17 protein-coding genes are annotated in these 18425 nt (G+C 39.7%); all 17 read left to right on the forward strand.

The window, feature by feature from the left end:
- Positions 1–70 precede the first annotated feature (70 nt).
- The 17 genes from PAN94_RS00205 (at position 71) to rpsD (ending at position 18325) form a co-directional block, all read left to right on the forward strand.
- Complete coding sequence (locus PAN94_RS00205) at positions 71–2665, forward strand: YfhO family protein (protein WP_285874173.1); 2595 nt, start codon at positions 71–73, stop codon at positions 2663–2665.
- 144 nt (positions 2666–2809) lie between these two features.
- The gene (apf, locus tag PAN94_RS00210) at positions 2810–3346 is read left to right on the forward strand and encodes an aggregation-promoting factor (RefSeq protein WP_285874175.1); all 537 of its coding nucleotides are present in this window, start codon (positions 2810–2812) and stop codon (positions 3344–3346) included.
- A 258-nt stretch (positions 3347–3604) separates the two neighbouring features.
- Positions 3605–4750: a tRNA 2-thiouridine(34) synthase MnmA gene (gene mnmA, locus PAN94_RS00215; RefSeq protein WP_285874493.1), complete on the forward strand. Its 1146-nt coding sequence runs from the start codon at positions 3605–3607 to the stop codon at positions 4748–4750.
- A 137-nt stretch (positions 4751–4887) separates the two neighbouring features.
- Positions 4888–6798 carry a tRNA uridine-5-carboxymethylaminomethyl(34) synthesis enzyme MnmG gene (mnmG, locus tag PAN94_RS00220; protein WP_285874176.1) on the forward strand — a complete coding sequence of 637 codons (1911 nt, stop codon included), beginning with the start codon at positions 4888–4890 and terminating at the stop codon, positions 6796–6798.
- Between the two features lie 286 nt (positions 6799–7084).
- The gene (locus PAN94_RS00225; protein ID WP_285874177.1) at positions 7085–9070 is read left to right on the forward strand and encodes a DHH family phosphoesterase; all 1986 of its coding nucleotides are present in this window, start codon (positions 7085–7087) and stop codon (positions 9068–9070) included.
- Between the two features lies 1 nt (position 9071).
- Positions 9072–9524, forward strand: a complete 453-nt coding sequence (rplI, locus tag PAN94_RS00230) for a 50S ribosomal protein L9 (RefSeq protein ID WP_125373170.1) — start codon at positions 9072–9074, stop codon at positions 9522–9524.
- 26 nt (positions 9525–9550) lie between these two features.
- Positions 9551–10906, forward strand: a complete 1356-nt coding sequence (gene dnaB, locus PAN94_RS00235; protein ID WP_015606064.1) for a replicative DNA helicase — start codon at positions 9551–9553, stop codon at positions 10904–10906.
- Between the two features lies 1 nt (position 10907).
- Positions 10908–11180: a Veg family protein gene (locus PAN94_RS00240; protein ID WP_005592064.1), complete on the forward strand. Its 273-nt coding sequence runs from the start codon at positions 10908–10910 to the stop codon at positions 11178–11180.
- Positions 11181–11385: 205 nt separating this feature from the next.
- Positions 11386–12009 carry an HAD family hydrolase gene (locus PAN94_RS00245; RefSeq protein WP_285874178.1) on the forward strand — a complete coding sequence of 208 codons (624 nt, stop codon included), beginning with the start codon at positions 11386–11388 and terminating at the stop codon, positions 12007–12009.
- Positions 12010–12418: 409 nt separating this feature from the next.
- A complete protein-coding gene (locus PAN94_RS00250; protein ID WP_045499954.1) occupies positions 12419–12709 on the forward strand; it encodes a thiamine-binding protein in 291 nt (96 codons plus the stop codon).
- Complete coding sequence (locus PAN94_RS00255) at positions 12672–13424, forward strand: ABC transporter permease (RefSeq protein WP_285874179.1); 753 nt, start codon at positions 12672–12674, stop codon at positions 13422–13424. Before PAN94_RS00250 ends, PAN94_RS00255 begins: the two co-directional genes overlap by 38 nt.
- 43 nt (positions 13425–13467) lie before the next feature.
- Entirely contained in the window at positions 13468–14466 is a 999-nt protein-coding gene (locus tag PAN94_RS00260) for an ABC transporter substrate-binding protein (RefSeq protein WP_285874180.1), read from the forward strand.
- A complete protein-coding gene (locus PAN94_RS00265; protein ID WP_285874181.1) occupies positions 14466–15212 on the forward strand; it encodes an ABC transporter ATP-binding protein in 747 nt (248 codons plus the stop codon). The genes PAN94_RS00260 and PAN94_RS00265 overlap by 1 nt, the downstream gene beginning before the upstream one ends.
- Before the next feature lie 113 nt (positions 15213–15325).
- Entirely contained in the window at positions 15326–15781 is a 456-nt protein-coding gene (locus tag PAN94_RS00270) for a hypothetical protein (protein ID WP_285874182.1), read from the forward strand.
- Positions 15774–16397 (forward strand): hypothetical protein, encoded by a 624-nt coding sequence (locus tag PAN94_RS00275; RefSeq protein ID WP_285874183.1) that lies wholly within the window; start codon positions 15774–15776, stop codon positions 16395–16397. The genes PAN94_RS00270 and PAN94_RS00275 overlap by 8 nt, the downstream gene beginning before the upstream one ends.
- 41 nt (positions 16398–16438) lie before the next feature.
- Positions 16439–17311, forward strand: a complete 873-nt coding sequence (locus PAN94_RS00280; RefSeq protein ID WP_285874184.1) for a hypothetical protein — start codon at positions 16439–16441, stop codon at positions 17309–17311.
- Between the two features lie 402 nt (positions 17312–17713).
- Positions 17714–18325: a 30S ribosomal protein S4 gene (gene rpsD / locus PAN94_RS00285; protein WP_000092756.1), complete on the forward strand. Its 612-nt coding sequence runs from the start codon at positions 17714–17716 to the stop codon at positions 18323–18325.
- Positions 18326–18425 lie beyond the last annotated feature (100 nt).

The following is an 18425-nucleotide window of genomic DNA, read 5'->3' on the forward strand; positions in this document are numbered from 1 at the left end:
TGTCAATGTAGGTTGACAGAGGTTTACAGAGGCATGAAACAACGTTTCGGCCTCTTTCTCTATAAGAAACATGGAAAAAATCAGATATTTTTTTAAGAAAAATTGGCTTTATTTAGCTTCCTTCATCTTACCTTTTCTCATTATGTTTTTTATTTATCTGAGTCAAGGTATCTACTGGGGTAGCGATACTTCTCCGCTTCTTGGAGACGGCTTCCATCAATATGTCGTATTTGATACGACTTTGAGAAATATTCTTCACGGAACGGATAGTCTTTTTTACACGTTTTCAAGTGGATTGGGACAGAATTTCTATGCCCTATCTAGCTATTATCTAGGAAGTTTCCTTTCCCCCTTCGTCTACTTTTTCGATTTAAAATCAATGCCGGATGCAGTTTACTTGTTTACTCTTATTAAGTTTGGCTTGATTGGGTTGACAACTTGTATTAGCATTAAAGGGATCTTTAAAAAAATTCCAGAAACACTAATCTTGATTCTGTCAACTTCGTTTGCTTTGATGAGTTTCTCAGTTAGTCAACTTGAAATAAAAACTTGGTTAGATGTATTTATAGTAGTCCCCCTTATCATCTTTGGTTTACACAAGTTGATGAATGAGCAAGGGAGAGTTTTATACTTTACAAGCTTGTCAATTCTCTTTATCCAAAATTATTATTTTGGTTACATGATGGCCTTGTTTTTAGTCCTTTGGTACCTCGTTCAGCTTTCTTGGGATTTTAAGGCCAGGATTCGGTCTCTCCCTGATTTTGCTATCGTGTCAATATTAGCAGGCCTTACTAGTTTAATTATGATTTTGCCGACTTATCTAGATCTGAGTTCACATGGTGAGACCTTGACAAAGGTCGAAGACTTATTTACTGAAAAAAGTTGGTACTTGGATGTTTTTGCTAAAAATTTTGTAGGAAGTTTTGATACGACTAAGTATGGATCCATTCCTATGATTTATGTTGGTCTATTTCCTCTTATTTTAAGTATCTTATTTTTCACGATAAAAAGTATTAAGCTTCGCGTGAAACTGGCCTACATTTTCTTGATTAGCATTTTTATAGTGAGTTTTCGACTGCAGTATCTGGATTTGCTTTGGCAAGGAATGCATGCGCCAAATATGTTTTTGCATCGCTATTCTTGGCTCTTTTCTCTTCTTATCATTTTGATGGCTGCAGAAACGCTCAATCGTTTGGAGGAAGTTAAATGGCGACAAGTATTCCTTAGCTTTCTGCTCATTTCTTTTGGTTTTCTAGCCACTTTGCATTATAGAAAACACTATGATTTTCTTGGTCCCGAAAATTACATTTTTACTTTAGAGTTCTTCCTTGCCTATCTCTTAATCAGCTTCGCTTTTATTCGTTGTCATGTTAGGCAGAGTATGTTTACACTATCTTTACTATTTTTTGTGATTTTTGAGCTTACCTTAAACGCTTATTATCAGGTTGATGGAATTGCTAAAGAATGGGTCTTTGCAAGTCGTTCGTCCTATTCGAAAAAAATGGATGAAATTGACAATCTTGTCAAGTATAGTAAGAGGGAAAATAGAGATTTTTTTCGAACAGAGAGGCTTGATCCTCAGACTGGGAATGACAGTATGAAATTTAATTATAATGGAATTTCTCAATTTTCATCAGTTAGAAATACGCAAGCAAGCTCGACTTTAGATAAATTAGGTTTTAAATCGGCAGGAACTAATCTTAATCTTCGCTATCAAAATAATAGCATTTTGATGGATAGCCTTTTTACTGTAAAGTATAACTTGTCTGAAACAGATCCGCAGAAATTTGGTTTTTCTGCAGAGAAGACTGAGGGGTCAATGACATTGTATGAAAATAATTATGCTTTGGGCTTGGCTTTCTTAACCAATGATATTTACAAAGATGTCAAGTTCACTAATTTAACACTTGACAATCAGACAGCCTTTTTAAATCAATTATCGGGTTTGAATCATAAATATTATGAGCGAATTTCTATAGCTGCTAATGAGGAAGAAACTGAAGGGAAAGTAACTGCAAGCATCGAAAATGACGCTCAATTAAGCTATTCTAGCGTCACTTACACAATTGAGGTGCCTGCAGGTAGTCAAGTCTATGTCAACCTTGCAGATCTTGATTTTTCAAACGATAATCAGACGGATGTCAATATCACTGTAAATGGAATCACGAATCGTTATCTGACCCATAATGTTTTTCCATTTTTGAATATTGGTTACTTTAAGGAAGCACAGACGGTTTCTATTCAATTTTCTTTTCCAGAGAATCGAAATGTTTCTTTTAACCAACCAGAGTTCTTCTCTGTGGATGTAAATAAATATCAGCAACTCATAAGTAAATTGAAAGAACAAGAGGTTTCTGTGACGACAAAATCCAATACGGTAACGGTTGATTATCATGCGGATAGAGATAGTTCTCTCTTTTTCACCATTCCTTATGATAAGGGCTGGACAGCTAGTGTAGATGGCAAGAAGGTACCGTTAAAACGTGCGCAGAATGGTTTTATGAAACTTGATGTGAGCAGAGGAGCAGGCAGAGTTACCTTATCATTTGTTCCAAGAGGATTAAAGGAAGGAACTGCAGCTTTTATTTTAGGAATAGTTTTATTTTTCTTCTATGATAGGGTTCGATTTAAATGGATCAAAAAACATAGGGATAGTTCAGCATAACCTTTACATCATCAAAAAACTTTAGAATATAGGTCTGTTTTTACAAGTTCTTCAATAGTCTGTAATATAATTCATCAAAGTAATAAAGTTCTGTAATACTTTTGCTTTAGGATAGATATATCACAGAAAAGGAGAATTCTAAACATGAATTTGTATTTTAAAAATAGAATGATGAAAGCAGGCTTGTTCAGTTTGATGGCAGGAGCTGCTGCTTTGCTTCCGATTGTAGCCAATGCAGAAAGTTATACTGTCAATTCAGGTGACACCTTGTCCGCGATTGCTGCTTCTCATCAGACGACTGTTGACAAGATTGCGCAAAAAAACAAGATTAGCAATATCAATCTGATTAGTGTTGGCCAGGTTTTAGAACTGGACGATGATGTATCTGAGCAAATGACTGTTGAAAAATCAGATAAGGCTGAGCAATCTACTGTAAACCTAAGTTCTGGCTTGAGTGCTGAGGATGCAGAGGCTAAGGAGTGGATTGCTCAAAAAGAATCCAGCGGCAGTTATACAGCGCAAAATGGGCAATACTATGGTCGCTATCAGTTGACCATCACCTATCTAAATGGAGATTTATCACCAGAAAATCAAGAGAAGACAGCGGATGCTTATGTAGCAGGTCGCTATGGCTCATGGTCGGCTGCTAAAAATTTCTGGTTAGCAAATGGCTGGTATTAAAACTTTAGGAAAAATTATATTTACAGGGATTGGAGTTTATATTCTAGTCCCTTTTTTATAATTATTAGTACATTTTTGCTTGGAATATGATATTTTTTATCAAGATGTTTACAATACTGTAAATTTACTTGACAACTTATAAAGCTCTTCAGATTGGCCAAAGGTTATTCGTTGTTCTCCGTGCTAAATCATGCTATAATAGACCTTGCTCAAGCGACCTTCAATCGTTGAAAGCACAGCACGACCTTCAATCGTGAAATAACGAAAAGATGGGAGAACACAATGAATGATAACTCTAAGATTCGTGTCGTTGTTGGTATGAGCGGAGGTGTTGATTCATCAGTAACTGCCTTGCTCTTGAAAGAGCAAGGTTACGATGTGATTGGTATCTTCATGAAAAACTGGGACGACACAGATGAATTTGGTGTCTGCACAGCCACAGAAGACTACAAAGATGTAGCAGCTGTTGCAGATCAAATTGGCATTCCTTACTACTCTGTCAACTTTGAAAAAGAGTATTGGGATCGCGTTTTTGAATACTTCTTGGCGGAATACCGAGCTGGTCGGACTCCGAACCCAGATGTTATGTGTAACAAGGAAATCAAGTTTAAAGCCTTCCTTGACTATGCCTTGACACTGGGTGCAGATTACGTAGCAACGGGTCACTATGCTCAGGTGAAGAGAGACCAAGATGGCTTGGTTCACATGCTGCGTGGCAAGGACAACAATAAGGATCAGACTTACTTCCTAAGCCAACTATCACAGGAACAACTGCAAAAGACTATGTTTCCTCTGGGTCATTTAGAAAAACCAGAAGTTCGAGCAATTGCTGAAAGAGCTGGTTTAGCTACAGCTAAGAAAAAAGACTCGACAGGTATTTGCTTCATTGGTGAGAAGAATTTTAAAGAATTTCTGAGTCAATATTTACCAGCCCAACCTGGTCGTATGATGACCTTGGAAGGCCGAGATATGGGCCAGCATGCAGGACTCATGTATTATACTATTGGCCAGCGGGGTGGACTTGGAATTGGTGGACAACATGGTGGTGATAATGAGCCTTGGTTTGTGGTTGGAAAAGATCTAAGCCAAAATATTCTTTACGTTGGTCAGGGCTTTTATCATGACAATTTGATGTCAACCAGTCTTGACGCTAGTCAGGTTCATTTCACAAAAGAAATGCCAGAAGAATTTACTATGGAATGTACAGCTAAGTTCCGTTATCGTCAGCCTGATTCCAAAGTGACAGTTACTGTAAAGGGTGACAAGGCAGTCGTCAACTTTGATAAACCACAAAGGGCTATTACTCCAGGTCAAGCAGTCGTCTTCTATGATGGCGATGAGTGCCTGGGTGGAGGCTTGATTGACAGAGCTTATAAGAATGGTCAAGTCTTGCAGTACATTTAGATTGACAATTCAACATAATTTGCTAAAATAAGATAAGCAATACCTATGATGGTCAAAGCTCATGGATGTTGCAGGCTTTTTTGTCCTGCACTTCTAGAGACTTGGCCTTTTTTGGTGAAAAAATGAAGGAAAAAGAAATGATACACAATTTTACTGAAAGTTATGATGTTATCGTGATTGGAGCAGGGCACGCTGGGGTTGAGGCATCGCTTGCTGCTAGTCGAATGGGTTGTAAAGTTCTTTTGGCAACCATCAATATTGAGATGCTGGCTTTTATGCCTTGTAATCCCTCTATCGGAGGGTCTGCAAAAGGCATTGTTGTCCGTGAAGTAGATGCTTTGGGCGGGGAAATGGCTAAGAATATCGATAAGAGCTATATCCAGATGAAAATGCTCAACACGGGTAAGGGACCTGCAGTTCGGGCTCTTCGGGCGCAGGCAGATAAAGAGCTCTATTCTAAAGAAATGCGCAAGACTGTTGAAAATCAAGAAAATTTGACTTTGCGACAAACCATGATTAATGAAATCTTGGTAGAAGATGATAAGGTCATTGGGGTTAAAACAGCGACGCAACAGGAGTATGCGGCTAAAGCCGTCATTGTTACGACTGGAACAGCTTTGCGGGGAGAAATCATCATTGGTGATCTCAAGTATTCATCTGGTCCAAACCATAGCTTGGCAGCCATTCCTTTAGCAGATAACCTGCGGGATCTAGGCTTTGAAATTGGTCGTTTTAAGACAGGAACACCTCCGCGTGTCAAGGCATCATCTATCAATTATGATGTGACCGAAATTCAGCCAGGTGATGAAAAGGCCAATCATTTCTCTTACACATCTCGTGATGAAGACTATGTGAAAGATCAAGTGCCTTGCTGGCTGACTTATACCAATGCAGAAAGTCATGAAATTATCCAAAATAACCTGCACCGTGCTCCTATGTTTTCAGGTATCGTTAAAGGAGTAGGGCCACGTTATTGTCCGTCTATTGAGGATAAGATTGTCCGTTTTGCGGATAAGGAACGCCACCAGCTTTTCTTAGAGCCTGAGGGTCGTGATACGGAAGAAGTTTATGTGCAGGGGCTGTCAACTAGTTTGCCAGAAGATGTACAGAAGGACTTGGTTCACTCTATCAAGGGTCTAGAAAATGCTGAGATGATGCGGACAGGCTATGCCATTGAGTATGATATGATTATGCCTCACCAATTGCGGGCAACCTTGGAAACCAAGAAAATTTCAGGGCTCTTTACAGCAGGTCAGACTAATGGAACTTCTGGCTATGAAGAAGCCGCTGGTCAAGGGATTATCGCTGGGATTAATGCAGCTTTGAAGATCCAAGGGAAGCCGGAGTTAATCTTGAAGCGCAGTGATGGTTACATTGGAGTTATGATTGATGATTTAGTGACCAAGGGGACCGTTGAACCTTATCGCCTCTTGACTAGCCGAGCGGAGTACCGTTTGATTCTCCGCCATGACAATGCCGATATGCGTTTGACAGAGATTGGCCGAGAAATTGGTCTTGTAGATGATGAACGCTGGGCTCGCTTTGAGATTAAAAAGAATCAGTTTGACAATGAAATGAAGCGCTTGGAATCCATCAAGTTGAAACCTGTCAAGGAAACCAATGCTAAAATAGAAGCGCTTGGCTTTAAAGCTCTGACAGATGCAGTGACAGCCAAAGAATTTATGCGGCGACCGGAAGTGTCTTATCAAGATGTGGTTCAATTCATTGGTCCAGCGGTAGAAGAGTTGGATGAAAAGATTATCGAGCTAATTGAGACAGAGATTAAGTACGAAGGTTATATTTCTAAAGCTCTTGATCAAGTTGAGAAGATGAAACGCATGGAAGAAAAGAGGATTCCAGCCAATATTGATTGGGATGATATTGATTCGATTGCGACAGAAGCGCGACAGAAGTTTAAGAAAATCAATCCAGAAACGATTGGTCAGGCAAGCCGTATTTCGGGTGTCAATCCAGCAGATATTTCTATTTTGATGGTTTACTTAGAAGGCAAGTCTAGAAGCATTTCTAAAAATAAAGCAAAATCATAGCCATAAAAACGTACTATCTTATTGATAGTACGTTTTTATATAGCTTACAGAATTGTAAATGTCTGTTTACAAAAAAATCTTTTTATATAGAGAGAACTTTACAACTATTGTCAACCTTTGTTTAATGAAGTTTACAAGGTTTACATATCTTGTGAATTGATTATGAATGCTTATTTGAGAATAGATCCGGGATTTGAGCCTTTCTTGCTTCACAAGTATCCAGAGGCAGTGAAAACTCGCTTTTTTTAAGAAAATATGGTAAAATGGCGCAATAAGAGGTTTTTTAATGAAAAGAATTCGTTTTTCCCCGAGCCACTTTGCGATAGTGGGGTTTACTTCCTTTATCATATTAGCTATTTGTCTACGCCTTTTTGGTGATAGTTTGCCTATGCTGGTGTCTCTTTTTACAGTGTTGGCGCTCTTGGTTTGGCTATTTATACAGCAGCAAAGAGTGACTGAATTGGACGAGCTTGAGCAGATTCGCTATGTCAATCATCAAGCAGAAGGAAGTTTGGCTTCCTTGTTGGATAAGATGCCTGTTGGTGTGATTAAAATAAATGAAAATAGTGGAGATGTGGACTGGTTCAATCCTTATGCCGAATTGATTTTTACAACGGATGAGGGTGAGCTAAATAGTGATCTCCTGCGGGAAATTATTCACATTGCTGCTTCACAAGCGGGTAGTTATGCAACAGTGGGGGATAATCAATATTCTGTTTATTTTGATTCAGCTTCTAGCGTCCTGTATTTTTTTGATGCATCAAATGAGTATGAAGCGACAGTTGGACTAGTGACAACGCGGCCAGTTATCGGTATCGTTTCGGTTGACAATTATGACGACTTGGAAGATGCCGTTTCAGACTCGGACATCAGCCATGTCAACAGTTTTGTTGCCAACTTTGTTGCCGAGTTTTCTGATCAATTTCACATGTTTTACCGTCGGGTGGGGATGGATCGCTATTATCTATTTACGGATTATACGGTTTTGGAACAACTGATGGATAGTAAATTTTCGATTATTGACCAATTTCGGATAGAAGCTAAGAATCGAAAACTTCCTTTGACGCTTAGTATGGGCTTTTCTTACGGGGATGGCAAGCATGATGAAATTGGTAAGACCGCGCTCCTCAATCTTAACCTAGCTGAGGTTCGGGGTGGTGACCAAGCGGTTGTCAAAGAGAATGATGAGACCAAGAATCCAGTTTACTTCGGTGGTGGAACGGCTGCATCTGTTAAACGTACACGCACGCGTACCAGAGCCATGATGACTGCTATCTCGGATAAAATTAAGAGCGTGGATCAGGTTTTTGTAGTTGGCCATCGCAATCTTGATATGGATGCTTTAGGCTCTGCTGTTGGTATGCAGCTTTTTGCCAGCAATATCATTGAGAAAGCTTATGTTGTGTATGATGACCAACAGATGGGCTCAGACATCTATCGCTCCATTCAAAAATTGACGTCGGAAGGCGCTGATTATCTTTTGTCGATTTCGGAAGCCATGAACCGAGTGACCAGTCGTTCGCTCTTGATAATGGTGGACCACTCGAAGCTAGCTTTAACGCTTTCAAGGGAATTATTTGACCGATTTAGTCAGACGATTGTGGTGGATCATCACCGCCGCGATGAGGATTTCCCTGAAAATGCAGTCATCGCCTATATCGAAAGTGGAGCTAGCAGTGCCAGCGAATTGGTAACGGAGCTGATTCAGTTCCAAAATTCCAAGAAGAATCGCCTGAATAAAATTCAAGCCAGCCTGCTCATGGCCGGGATTATGCTGGATACCAAGAAATTCACCTCCAGAGTGACGAGCCGAACCTTTGATGTAGCCAGTTATTTGCGAGCTCGGGGCAGTGATAGTGTGGTCATTCAGGATATTTCTTCGACGAATTTTGAAGAGTATCGAGCAGTCAATGAGCTGATTTTGACAGGTAAGAAGCTTTTGCCAAATGTAATTGTAGCAGCGGGTCCTGAAAATGCCAGCTATGATACAGTCGTCATTAGTAAGGCAGCTGACACCATGCTTGCCATGTCGGGCATTGAAGCAACATTTGTAGTCAGCAAGAATACCGAAGGTTACGTATCCATTTCAGCTCGTAGTCGCAGCAAGATCAATGTTCAGCGGATTATGGAGAAAATGGGTGGTGGCGGCCACTTTAATCTAGCAGCAGCGCAAGTTAGCGATCAAACGGTTGCTGAAGTCACTCAGCGTCTAAATCAAGAGATTATGGATCAAGTGATGGATAATGAAGAATCACTAGAAAAGGAGAAATAAAATGAAAGTTATTTTTTTAGCAGATGTAAAAGGAAAAGGGAAAAAAGGGGAAATCAAGGAAGTGCCTACTGGCTACGCTCAAAATTTCCTGATTAAGAAAAATCTGGCTAAGGAAGCCAATGCACAAGCTATCGGTGAGCTGAGAGGTAAGCAAAAATCTCAGGAAAAGGCTCACGCAGAGATGGTGGCAGAGGCTCAAGCTATCAAAGCTAAGTTGGAAGAAGAAGCAACGGTTGTTGCGTTTACAGAGAAGGTCGGACCAGACGGACGGACTTTCGGTTCGATTACCAACAAGAAAATTGCTGATGAACTACAAAAGCAGTTTGGCTTAAAAATTGACAAACGGAATATCAAGGTTGATTCTCCCATTCGTTCGATTGGTCTGATTGATGTTCCTGTAAAGATTTACCAAGATGTGACAGGTGTGATTCGCCTGCGGGTTACGGAAGGGTAGAAAGGGAATAAAGGAAGGATTCACCTATGGCAGAGATTGATGAGTTGCGAGCTCAGCCTCAAGATATTTTAGCAGAACAGTCTGTACTAGGGGCCATTTTCATTGATGAGAGCAAACTGGTCTTTGTCCGTGAATATATTGAGCCTGGAGATTTCTTTAAATATGCTCATCGGCTGATTTTTAAGGCCATGATTGACTTGGCGGATCGTGGGGATGCTATCGATGCGACCACTGTCCGCAATATTTTGGATAGCCAAGGAGACTTGCAGAATATTGGCGGACTGAGCTATCTGGTGGAGGTCGTTAACTCTGTACCGACTTCTGCCAATGCAGAGTACTATGCCAAGATCGTTTCTGAAAAAGCAATCTTACGCCGCCTGATTTCACGCTTGACAGAATCCATTAACCAAGCCTATGATGGTGAGAGACCATCTGAGGAAATCATTGCGGGTGCGGAAAAGGCCCTGATTGATGTCAGCGAAACGGCCAGCCGTAGCGGTTTTAAAACAATCCAGGATATTCTAAATCTTAACTTCGCTAGTCTGGAAGCTCGTTCTCAGCAAACTACTGATATTACGGGGATTGCGACGGGTTACCGTGAGTTGGATAAGATGACGACGGGCTTGCATGAAGAAGAGTTAATCATCCTAGCTGCTCGTCCAGCGGTCGGTAAGACAGCCTTTGCCCTCAATATCGCCCAGAATATTGGGACTAAGCTGGATAAGACAGTGGCTATCTTCTCTCTAGAAATGGGGGCAGAGAGTCTGGTGGATCGGATGCTGGCTTCAGAGGGAGTGATTAATTCTCACTCTATCCGTACGGGGCAACTGACAGATGAAGAGTGGCAGAAATATACTATTGCGACAGCGAATCTGGCCAATGCTAGTATCTATATTGATGACACGCCAGGGATTCGGATTACGGAGATTCGTTCGCGGGCTCGCAAGCTGTCTCAAGAGACAGGCAATCTTGGCCTGATTTTAATTGACTATCTGCAATTGATTACAGGAACGGGTCGTGAAAACCGTCAGCAGGAAGTTTCGGAAATTTCTCGCCAGCTTAAGATTTTAGCGAAGGAACTCAAGGTGCCGGTTATTGCTCTGAGTCAGCTCTCGCGTGGCGTGGAGCAACGGCAGGATAAGCGCCCAGTACTATCAGATATTCGGGAATCTGGATCTATCGAGCAGGACGCGGATATCGTAGCCTTTCTTTACCGAGATGACTATTATGAACGGGCTGGTGAGGAAGAGGAAGGCATTCCTAACAACAAGGTTGAAGTCATTATTGAGAAAAACCGGAGCGGAGCGCGTGGTACGGTTGAGCTAATTTTCCAAAAAGAATATAATAAATTTTCAAGTATTTCTAAAAGAGAGGATGTATAGTATGAGTGATGCATTTACAGATGTAGCAAAAATGAAGAAAATCAAGGAGGACATCAAGGCTCACGAGGGGCAGATGGTGGAAATGACCTTGGAAAATGGCCGTAAGCGCCAAAAAAGTAAACAAGGTCGTTTGATTGAAGTTTATCCTTCTCTATTTATCGTTGAGTATGAAAATGAAGGGGGGCAGCCGGGTGAAATTGCCAACACCTATGTGGAGTCCTATACTTACTCAGATATTTTGACAGAGAAAAATTTAATTCGCTATTTTGACTAAGAATAATAGGTGATTCCAGAACTTTGTATTGCTTCCTAGAGTTGGGTAAACCCCAACTTTGAGGAACAGTTCATTTCTGGGATTTTTCTTAACCTAAATATGCTATACCAAGGATGGTGAAGACCATCCGAAATAGCGGATTTGCAATGGCATGAGCTAGAACTTACGAAAGCTCCTACATATAGAGAAAGGACTGGTGAAAGAAATGATAAGAAATTTAGTTTTTGACTTAGGAAATGTCTTGATTGAATGGAATTCTGAGAAAATTTTGACCACTTTCGAACCTGAGAAAGAGCGTCGACAGATTCTTAGACAGGCTATTTTTGATTCGGGTGTCTGGCATCAAACAGACAAGGGAGAGTTGAGCTTGAAAGAAGCCTGTGACGAAGTGCTAGCTCAGCTGGATGACTCCTACCATCCTGCTGTTCAGAATATCTTCTACAATTGGTATGAGGTTGTAGAGGTTTACAGTGGTTTACAGGAAAAGATTCGACTATGGGCTAATCAAGGTTATCGCATTTACATCCTGTCAACTACTTGCGAGATTTTTTACCGTATTGAAAAAGCTGGTTCACTGCCCATCTTTCCACTACTGTCGGGCTATATCCTTTCCTCAGAAGTCGGGGTTGTCAAGCCAGAGCTAGAGATTTATCAAAAGCTACTAAAAAAGTATAGTCTTGATCCGACAGAGTCAGTCTTTATTGATGACATTCAAGCTAACTTGGATACGGCAGCTGAACTGGGTTTTGAAACCATCTTATCCACAAGTGAGCCAGAGAATATCAGGGCTATGGAGTCTTTGTTGGCTGCGAAAGGGAAGTTTGGCTAATTGATGATCGTTTGCTTCACTTATCGTTGAAAAGGAGTGAGTCCAAGCTCCAATCTTGACATTTGCTGATGATTGCGTTATCATAATCCTATATATGGGAGTCTGTGTACAGTCTGAGAGGAAGTGTAAGCTTCGACCGCACCTGATCTGGATAATGCCAGCGTAGGGAATTGTATTTGTAAAGACCTTGTGGTTTTGCTAAAATGGGGAATTATTCACCAATCTTTAGTTTACTGATGCATGCAACACCTTTTCCATATTGGAGAAGGTGTTTTTGTATGGAAAGTAAGGTGTTTATAAAGGGAGCTCGCTGTCTTTTTGTTTAAAAACCAAGTTATTTTCTTGTGAATTTTAATCCTATCTGCATACATTATTCTCAGATGAAGCATGAAAGTAAGGAGGTGAAGAGATGAAAGCCAGTATCGCTTTACAAATTCTTCCTTTGTCACATGATGTGAATCGTTTGGCAGTCATAGAGGAAGTAATTGAGTTTTTGCAAAAACAGCCAGTGAAGATGGTCGTGACGCCTTTTGAGACCGTTCTAGAAGGGGAATGGGAGACCTTATTTCCTATTCTGCAGCAGGCGATTGAGCTTGCAGGTACTCAGGCAGACAATGTTTTTGCTAATGTGAAAATAAACTATGGAAAGATTTTAAGTATTGATGAAAAACTTGAAAAATATCCTGCGGCAGCAGATTAGCCTTTTGGGTATGCTGGGAGTCCTTGCCATCTGGCAGGTTATGGGCTGGCTCAAGCTCTTGCCCAAGTTTATCCTGCCGACACCTCTGGAAATCGGCCAGGCCTTTATCAGAGATGCCGGATTTCTAGCAAGTCATAGCTGGGCCACCTTAAAAGTAGCTTTGCTGGGGTTAGTCTTGGGTGTCATCTTGGCCTGTATACTAGCTGTGCTCATGGACAGCATGAGCTGGCTCAATGATTTGGTTTACCCTATGATGGTCGTGGTGCAGACGATTCCGACCATTGCTTTGGCGCCAATCTTGGTTCTCTGGCTGGGTTATGGGATTTTGCCCAAGATTGTACTCATTATTCTGACGACGACTTTTCCGATTATCGTCAGTATTCTGGATGGTTTTCGGCATTGTGACCGGGATACTCTGACTCTCTTTGAGCTTATGCAGGCCAATCGCTGGCAGATTCTCTGGCATTTTAAGATTCCAGCTAGTCTGCCCTATTTCTATGCGGGCTTGCGTGTCAGTGTTTCCTACGCCTTTATCACGACCGTTGTTTCCGAATGGCTGGGCGGTTTCGAAGGCTTGGGTGTTTATATGATTCAGTCCAAGAAACTTTTCCAGTACGATACTATGTTTGCTATTATCATATTGGTTTCGGTTATCAGTCTTCTGGGGATGAAGCTGGTGGCTGTCAGTGAAAAATATGTCATTAAGTGGAAATAGGAGCTCAGCTCTGCTATTTCCCAAAAAAGAAAAGAGGATTATAATGAAAAAAACCTATAAAATGTTGTTGGCAGGTTTGGCTGCCGTATCAATCATCGGCCTAGCGGCCTGCAGTCAGTCGAAATCAACGTCTGAAAGCAAGGATAAAAAAATTGATTTTATCCTAGACTGGTCACCTAACACTAATCATACCGGTCTTTATGTGGCTCAGGAAAAGGGTTACTTCAAGGAGGCAGGCGTGGATGTGGATATCAAGTTGCCGCCTGAAGATAGCAGTTCGGATTTGATTATCAATGGCAAGGCACCTTTTGGTATTTACTTCCAGGACTCCATGGCTAAAAAACTGGATAAGGGTGCAGAAATCACAGCTGTGGCGGCTATTGTAGAGCATAATACTTCGGGCATTATTTCTAAGAAGTCTGCAGGGATTAATGGTCCCAAGGATCTGGCTGGGAAGAAATATGGCACCTGGAATGATCCAGTGGAGCTAGGCATGCTCAAAACCTTGGTCGAAAGCCAAGGTAGCAAGTTTGATGATGTAGAGAAGGTTCCAAATAACGATTCCAACTCCATTACGCCGATTGAAAATGGTTTGTTTGATGCAGCCTGGATTTATCATGGCTGGGACGGCATCATGGCTCAGACTCAGGGCATGGACACTAATTTCTTTTATATGAAGGACTATGTCAAGGAGTTTGACTATTATTCTCCAGTGATTATTGCCAATAATGACTATCTGAAGAAGAATCCGGACGAAGCGAAAAAGGTTTTACAGGCCATCAAGAAGGGCTACCAATATGCTATGGAGCACCCTGAAGAAGCGGCGGATATTTTAATTGAGCATGCGCCAGAGTTGAAAACTAAGCGTGACTTTGTCTTGGCTTCTCAAAAATATTTGTCCGAGCAATATGCATCGGATAAGGACAAGTGGGGTCAGTTTGAGGCTAGCCGCTGGAATGCCTTTTATAAATGGGCCAAGAACAACGGCATTGTGAACAATGACTTGAGTGATAAGGGATTCAGCAACGATTATATAAAATAATGACAGAAATTAAACTTGAAAATGTAAGCTATGCTTATGATGAGCAGCGGATTTTGAAAGATATCAGCCTGGAAGTAGAAGCAGGCCAGGTCGTAGCGATTTTGGGGCCTAGTGGAGTCGGGAAAACGACCCTCTTTAATCTGATTGCTGGGATTTTGGAGGTCCAGTCGGGCAGGATTGTCCTAGATGGGCAGGAAAATCCTAAGGGCCGGGTGAGTTATATGCTGCAGAAGGACTTGCTGCTGGAGCACAAGACGGTGCTGGGCAATGTCATCTTGCCCCTGCTAATCCGAAAAGTATCCAAAAAGGAAGCGACGGAGCAGGCAAGTCAGATTTTGAAGGAGTTCGGGCTCTTTGATGTGGCAGACAAGTATCCACATGAGCTGAGCGGGGGGATGCGGCAGCGCGTGGCTCTGCTGCGGACCTATATGTTCGGTCACAGGCCATTTCTTCTGGACGAGGCCTTTAGTGCTCTGGATGAGCTGACTAAGATGGAGCTGCACGCTTGGTATCTGGATATTCATCGTAGGCTGGGTCTGACGACTCTTCTCATTACTCATAGCATCGAGGAAGCTCTGGCTCTCAGCGATCGCATCTATATTCTGAAAAATCGACCTGGGCAAATCGTTGCAGATCTCCAGCTGACCTGGTCAGACAGCGAGGATAAGGAAGTCCAGAAGTTGGCCTATAAGCGGCAGATATTGGAACTGCTGGGGTGGAATAAGAACTCAGATACCCATATTTAAGTATCTGAGTTTTCTTATTTATCAGTATTTGATATTTGTAGAAAATATAGCTCTTTACTTATTTTTTTGATATAATCATTTTAAACAATAAAAATAAATTAGGAGGAGGAGAAATGGTTGGAAAAATTTTTTTTAATAAGAATAAAGAGATAATTTATAAAGAATTACCTTCAAAAGCATTTACTAAGGAAGTCTCCTCTGAGTTTAGAGTACAACAAAAAAAAGAAGGGAATAGTGAATTTCTTTTCACGAACGACTTTCTTATATATGTGGTAGAAAATCTATTAAGTAATAATATAAATATAATTAAAATTGAGACTTATCCTAATGATAGTAATGATTATAATGTGAATGAATATCTAAAAAGATCTATGACATCGAAAGAGCAAAAAGCCTTACTGAAGATCCTATCTAATAGAGATATTGTTGAGAATGTAGATATGATAAATTTTTTTTATGAAAAAGAAAATATAGAGATGAATAATCAAGGTATAATTGCTGGAGATAATCTTGAAATATTTTTAGAACAGTTTTTGAAGGATATAATTAAGGATTATTGCAATGAATGAGAAAATTAAAACTATGCTTTTAAATTTATTCTTGATGATTCTTTCAGGTTTTTTGGCGAATAATATTCCTATTAGCATATATATTTTTAAAATCAATTCCCCAAAGATTCTTAATAGTTTTGATATTGCGTTTTATACTACTTTGTTCTCAATTCTCATTGAAATAATTAATGAAATAATTAATAAGCAAAGAATGAAAGTTAAATTGTCTTTGATTGCACGTCAACAAGAGAATCAAAAATTGATAGTTAGACCAGATATGGTTACTAGTAATATTGAGGTTTTAATAAAGATTAATATCACAGGAAGTGCTAGAAAACCCTACTCTAAATTGGTAACAAAATTTCCTGATTATTTTACTTTACAGCTTTCGAGGGGACATTCTAATTTCATAAATATCGTTGAAAATAGAATAGAAATTGATTTATTAAAACTTACAACTACGGTACAGCAAAAAAATGTATCATTTGAGCGTGAAGTGGAATTTAATATATCACTAGATAGTCATAACGTGGGAAATTCTGATTATATTAAGTTCGATTTTAATAGATCTATTAGCAATCCATTGATTAATTTTGATAGTACAGGTTTAACAATTGAACAGAAAGGGCAGTAAATATGGTATTTTCTCTTTGGGAAGATAAAAGAAATAATAGTTTGACAGATTTATTAAACAAAGTTGTCAGTACATCTAAAAATGATATTGATAGTTCTGACAATTCGGTATTAAACGAAACTAGAATCAAGTTATTTGAAGATAATCAATTTATTGATTTATCTAATAACAGAGTAGAGTACAATTACATATATTTTTCATATGAATTTGTTAAAAAAGGTAAGGAGCGGGAGCCTAAAAGAGAAGATAGGGTTGGAGAGAGCACTTCTCAAATTATAGTTTTTGCAAATGAGGGACGATTATACTATCTTATTGATAAATCTTACTCTAATAAAACTCTTTCAATTTTAAGGAGAATGCTGAATTATACTGGAAAAAATGAAATAAAAGAACATAGATTTTCTGGACTGAAGTCAGATATCTTCATTTGGTCACTTTATAGGTTATTAAAACATAACTATGAATATATTGATATCGGAAATAGTCTTAAATTAGAAACATTGGTTGGATTTAAGGGAGAGACTGAGGATAAAATGGCAACCATATCTGGAACAGGACGCAGAGTCATTAATTTATTAACAACATTATTATTTTTATTTGAAAATAAGGATATCTCTAAAGTAGAATTGACGATGGATTATAGGGATGAGAAGTTTAAAATAATGATGGGGGAAAATTCTTTTATTGATGTTGATCTCAAAAGTTGTTTAATTAATGACATTGTAGGAATGGATGAAGAAGTTAATTCTAAAATTTTATTAAAAATTTTTATAGAGGTATTACCGCTTTATATACATAGCTTTTCTAATCATATTGATAAAAGAGAGTGGAACGCCATTATTCGCAAAAGATTTTTCAAAGGCATTGGGAAGGACATCACAACAGAAATTAAAAATCTCGCTAGACAAATTTAATTTCAATTTTTTCTGAAGAGAGTGTTTGCGGTTGAGTTTTCATCAAACAAATATTTTTGACTAAGCTTCAGAAACAATTGTCAGTTATTTGAATAAATCTACTTTAAAAAATTAATCGATAATTCATGAAATCAATTTTGTCGAGTTTACCATTTTTTGCGATTGATTTTCATACGTTTATCATGCATTTGTCGTGTTTTTTATCCCTTCTCCCTTTACACCGATCTCTTTTTGTGGTACAATAGCCTTTGTGTGAAATAGCAGCAGGAAAGCATGAAGCTCGTCAACAGGTGTCTTATGACAAGTAACCTTGGCTGTTTAGGCGAAGGGCATCTGCACGAATCAGGGCTTTCTAAGTGACTATTTCCACCGAAATATTTTTATTTTTAGGAGGACATACATATGTCACGTTATACAGGACCATCTTGGAAACAAGCTCGTCGCCTTGGCCTTTCACTTACAGGTACAGGTAAAGAATTGGCACGCCGTAACTACGTACCAGGACAACACGGACCAAACAACCGTTCTAAATTGTCAGAATACGGTTTGCAATTGGCTGAAAAACAAAAACTTCGTTTCACTTACGGTGTAGGTGAAAAACAATTCCGTAACTTGTTCGTACAAGCTACAAAAATCAAAGGCGGAATCCTTGGTTTCAACTTCATGCTTCTTTTGGAACGTCGTTTGGATAACGTTGTTTACCGTCTTGGTCTTGCGACTACTCGTCGTCAAGCTCGTCAATTCGTAAACCACGGTCACATCCTTGTTGACGGCAAACGCGTTGATATCCCATCATACCGCGTAACTCCAGGTCAAGTGATCTCAGTTCGTGAAAAATCATTGAAAGTTCCAGCTATCCTTGAAGCTGTTGAAGCTACTCTTGGACGTCCAGCATTCGTATCATTCGACGCTGAAAAATTAGAAGGTTCATTGACTCGCTTGCCAGAACGCGACGAAATCAACCCAGAAATCAACGAAGCACTTGTCGTTGAATTCTACAACAAAATGCTTTAATTTCTATTGGAAATTTATTCAGAAGCCGTTTTCGGCTTCTTTTTTATTCGATTAACAAAAAGAGGCTGGGACATCTTGTCCCAGCCTTTATTAGTTGTTG

Origin of the sequence: Streptococcus sp. SC1 (assembly GCF_030272855.1) — a bacterium.
In the GTDB taxonomy this organism is placed as follows: domain Bacteria; phylum Bacillota; class Bacilli; order Lactobacillales; family Streptococcaceae; genus Streptococcus.

Excerpts from the sequence above, each read along its gene's own strand:
- PAN94_RS00205 (WP_285874173.1), top strand. The coding sequence starts at position 71 with ATGGAAAAAATCAGATATTTTTTTAAGAAAAATTGGCTTTATTTAGCT.
- apf (WP_285874175.1), top strand. The coding sequence starts at position 2,810 with ATGAATTTGTATTTTAAAAATAGAATGATGAAAGCAGGCTTGTTCAGT.
- mnmG (WP_285874176.1), top strand. The coding sequence starts at position 4,888 with ATGATACACAATTTTACTGAAAGTTATGATGTTATCGTGATTGGAGCA.
- PAN94_RS00225 (WP_285874177.1), top strand. The coding sequence starts at position 7,085 with ATGAAAAGAATTCGTTTTTCCCCGAGCCACTTTGCGATAGTGGGGTTT.
- rplI (WP_125373170.1), top strand. The coding sequence starts at position 9,072 with ATGAAAGTTATTTTTTTAGCAGATGTAAAAGGAAAAGGGAAAAAAGGG.
- dnaB (WP_015606064.1), top strand. The coding sequence starts at position 9,551 with ATGGCAGAGATTGATGAGTTGCGAGCTCAGCCTCAAGATATTTTAGCA.
- PAN94_RS00240 (WP_005592064.1), top strand. The coding sequence starts at position 10,908 with ATGAGTGATGCATTTACAGATGTAGCAAAAATGAAGAAAATCAAGGAG.
- PAN94_RS00245 (WP_285874178.1), top strand. The coding sequence starts at position 11,386 with ATGATAAGAAATTTAGTTTTTGACTTAGGAAATGTCTTGATTGAATGG.
- PAN94_RS00250 (WP_045499954.1), top strand. The coding sequence starts at position 12,419 with ATGAAAGCCAGTATCGCTTTACAAATTCTTCCTTTGTCACATGATGTG.
- PAN94_RS00255 (WP_285874179.1), top strand. The coding sequence starts at position 12,672 with ATGAAAAACTTGAAAAATATCCTGCGGCAGCAGATTAGCCTTTTGGGT.
- PAN94_RS00260 (WP_285874180.1), top strand. The coding sequence starts at position 13,468 with ATGAAAAAAACCTATAAAATGTTGTTGGCAGGTTTGGCTGCCGTATCA.
- PAN94_RS00265 (WP_285874181.1), top strand. The coding sequence starts at position 14,466 with ATGACAGAAATTAAACTTGAAAATGTAAGCTATGCTTATGATGAGCAG.
- PAN94_RS00270 (WP_285874182.1), top strand. The coding sequence starts at position 15,326 with ATGGTTGGAAAAATTTTTTTTAATAAGAATAAAGAGATAATTTATAAA.
- PAN94_RS00275 (WP_285874183.1), top strand. The coding sequence starts at position 15,774 with ATGAATGAGAAAATTAAAACTATGCTTTTAAATTTATTCTTGATGATT.
- rpsD (WP_000092756.1), top strand. The coding sequence starts at position 17,714 with ATGTCACGTTATACAGGACCATCTTGGAAACAAGCTCGTCGCCTTGGC.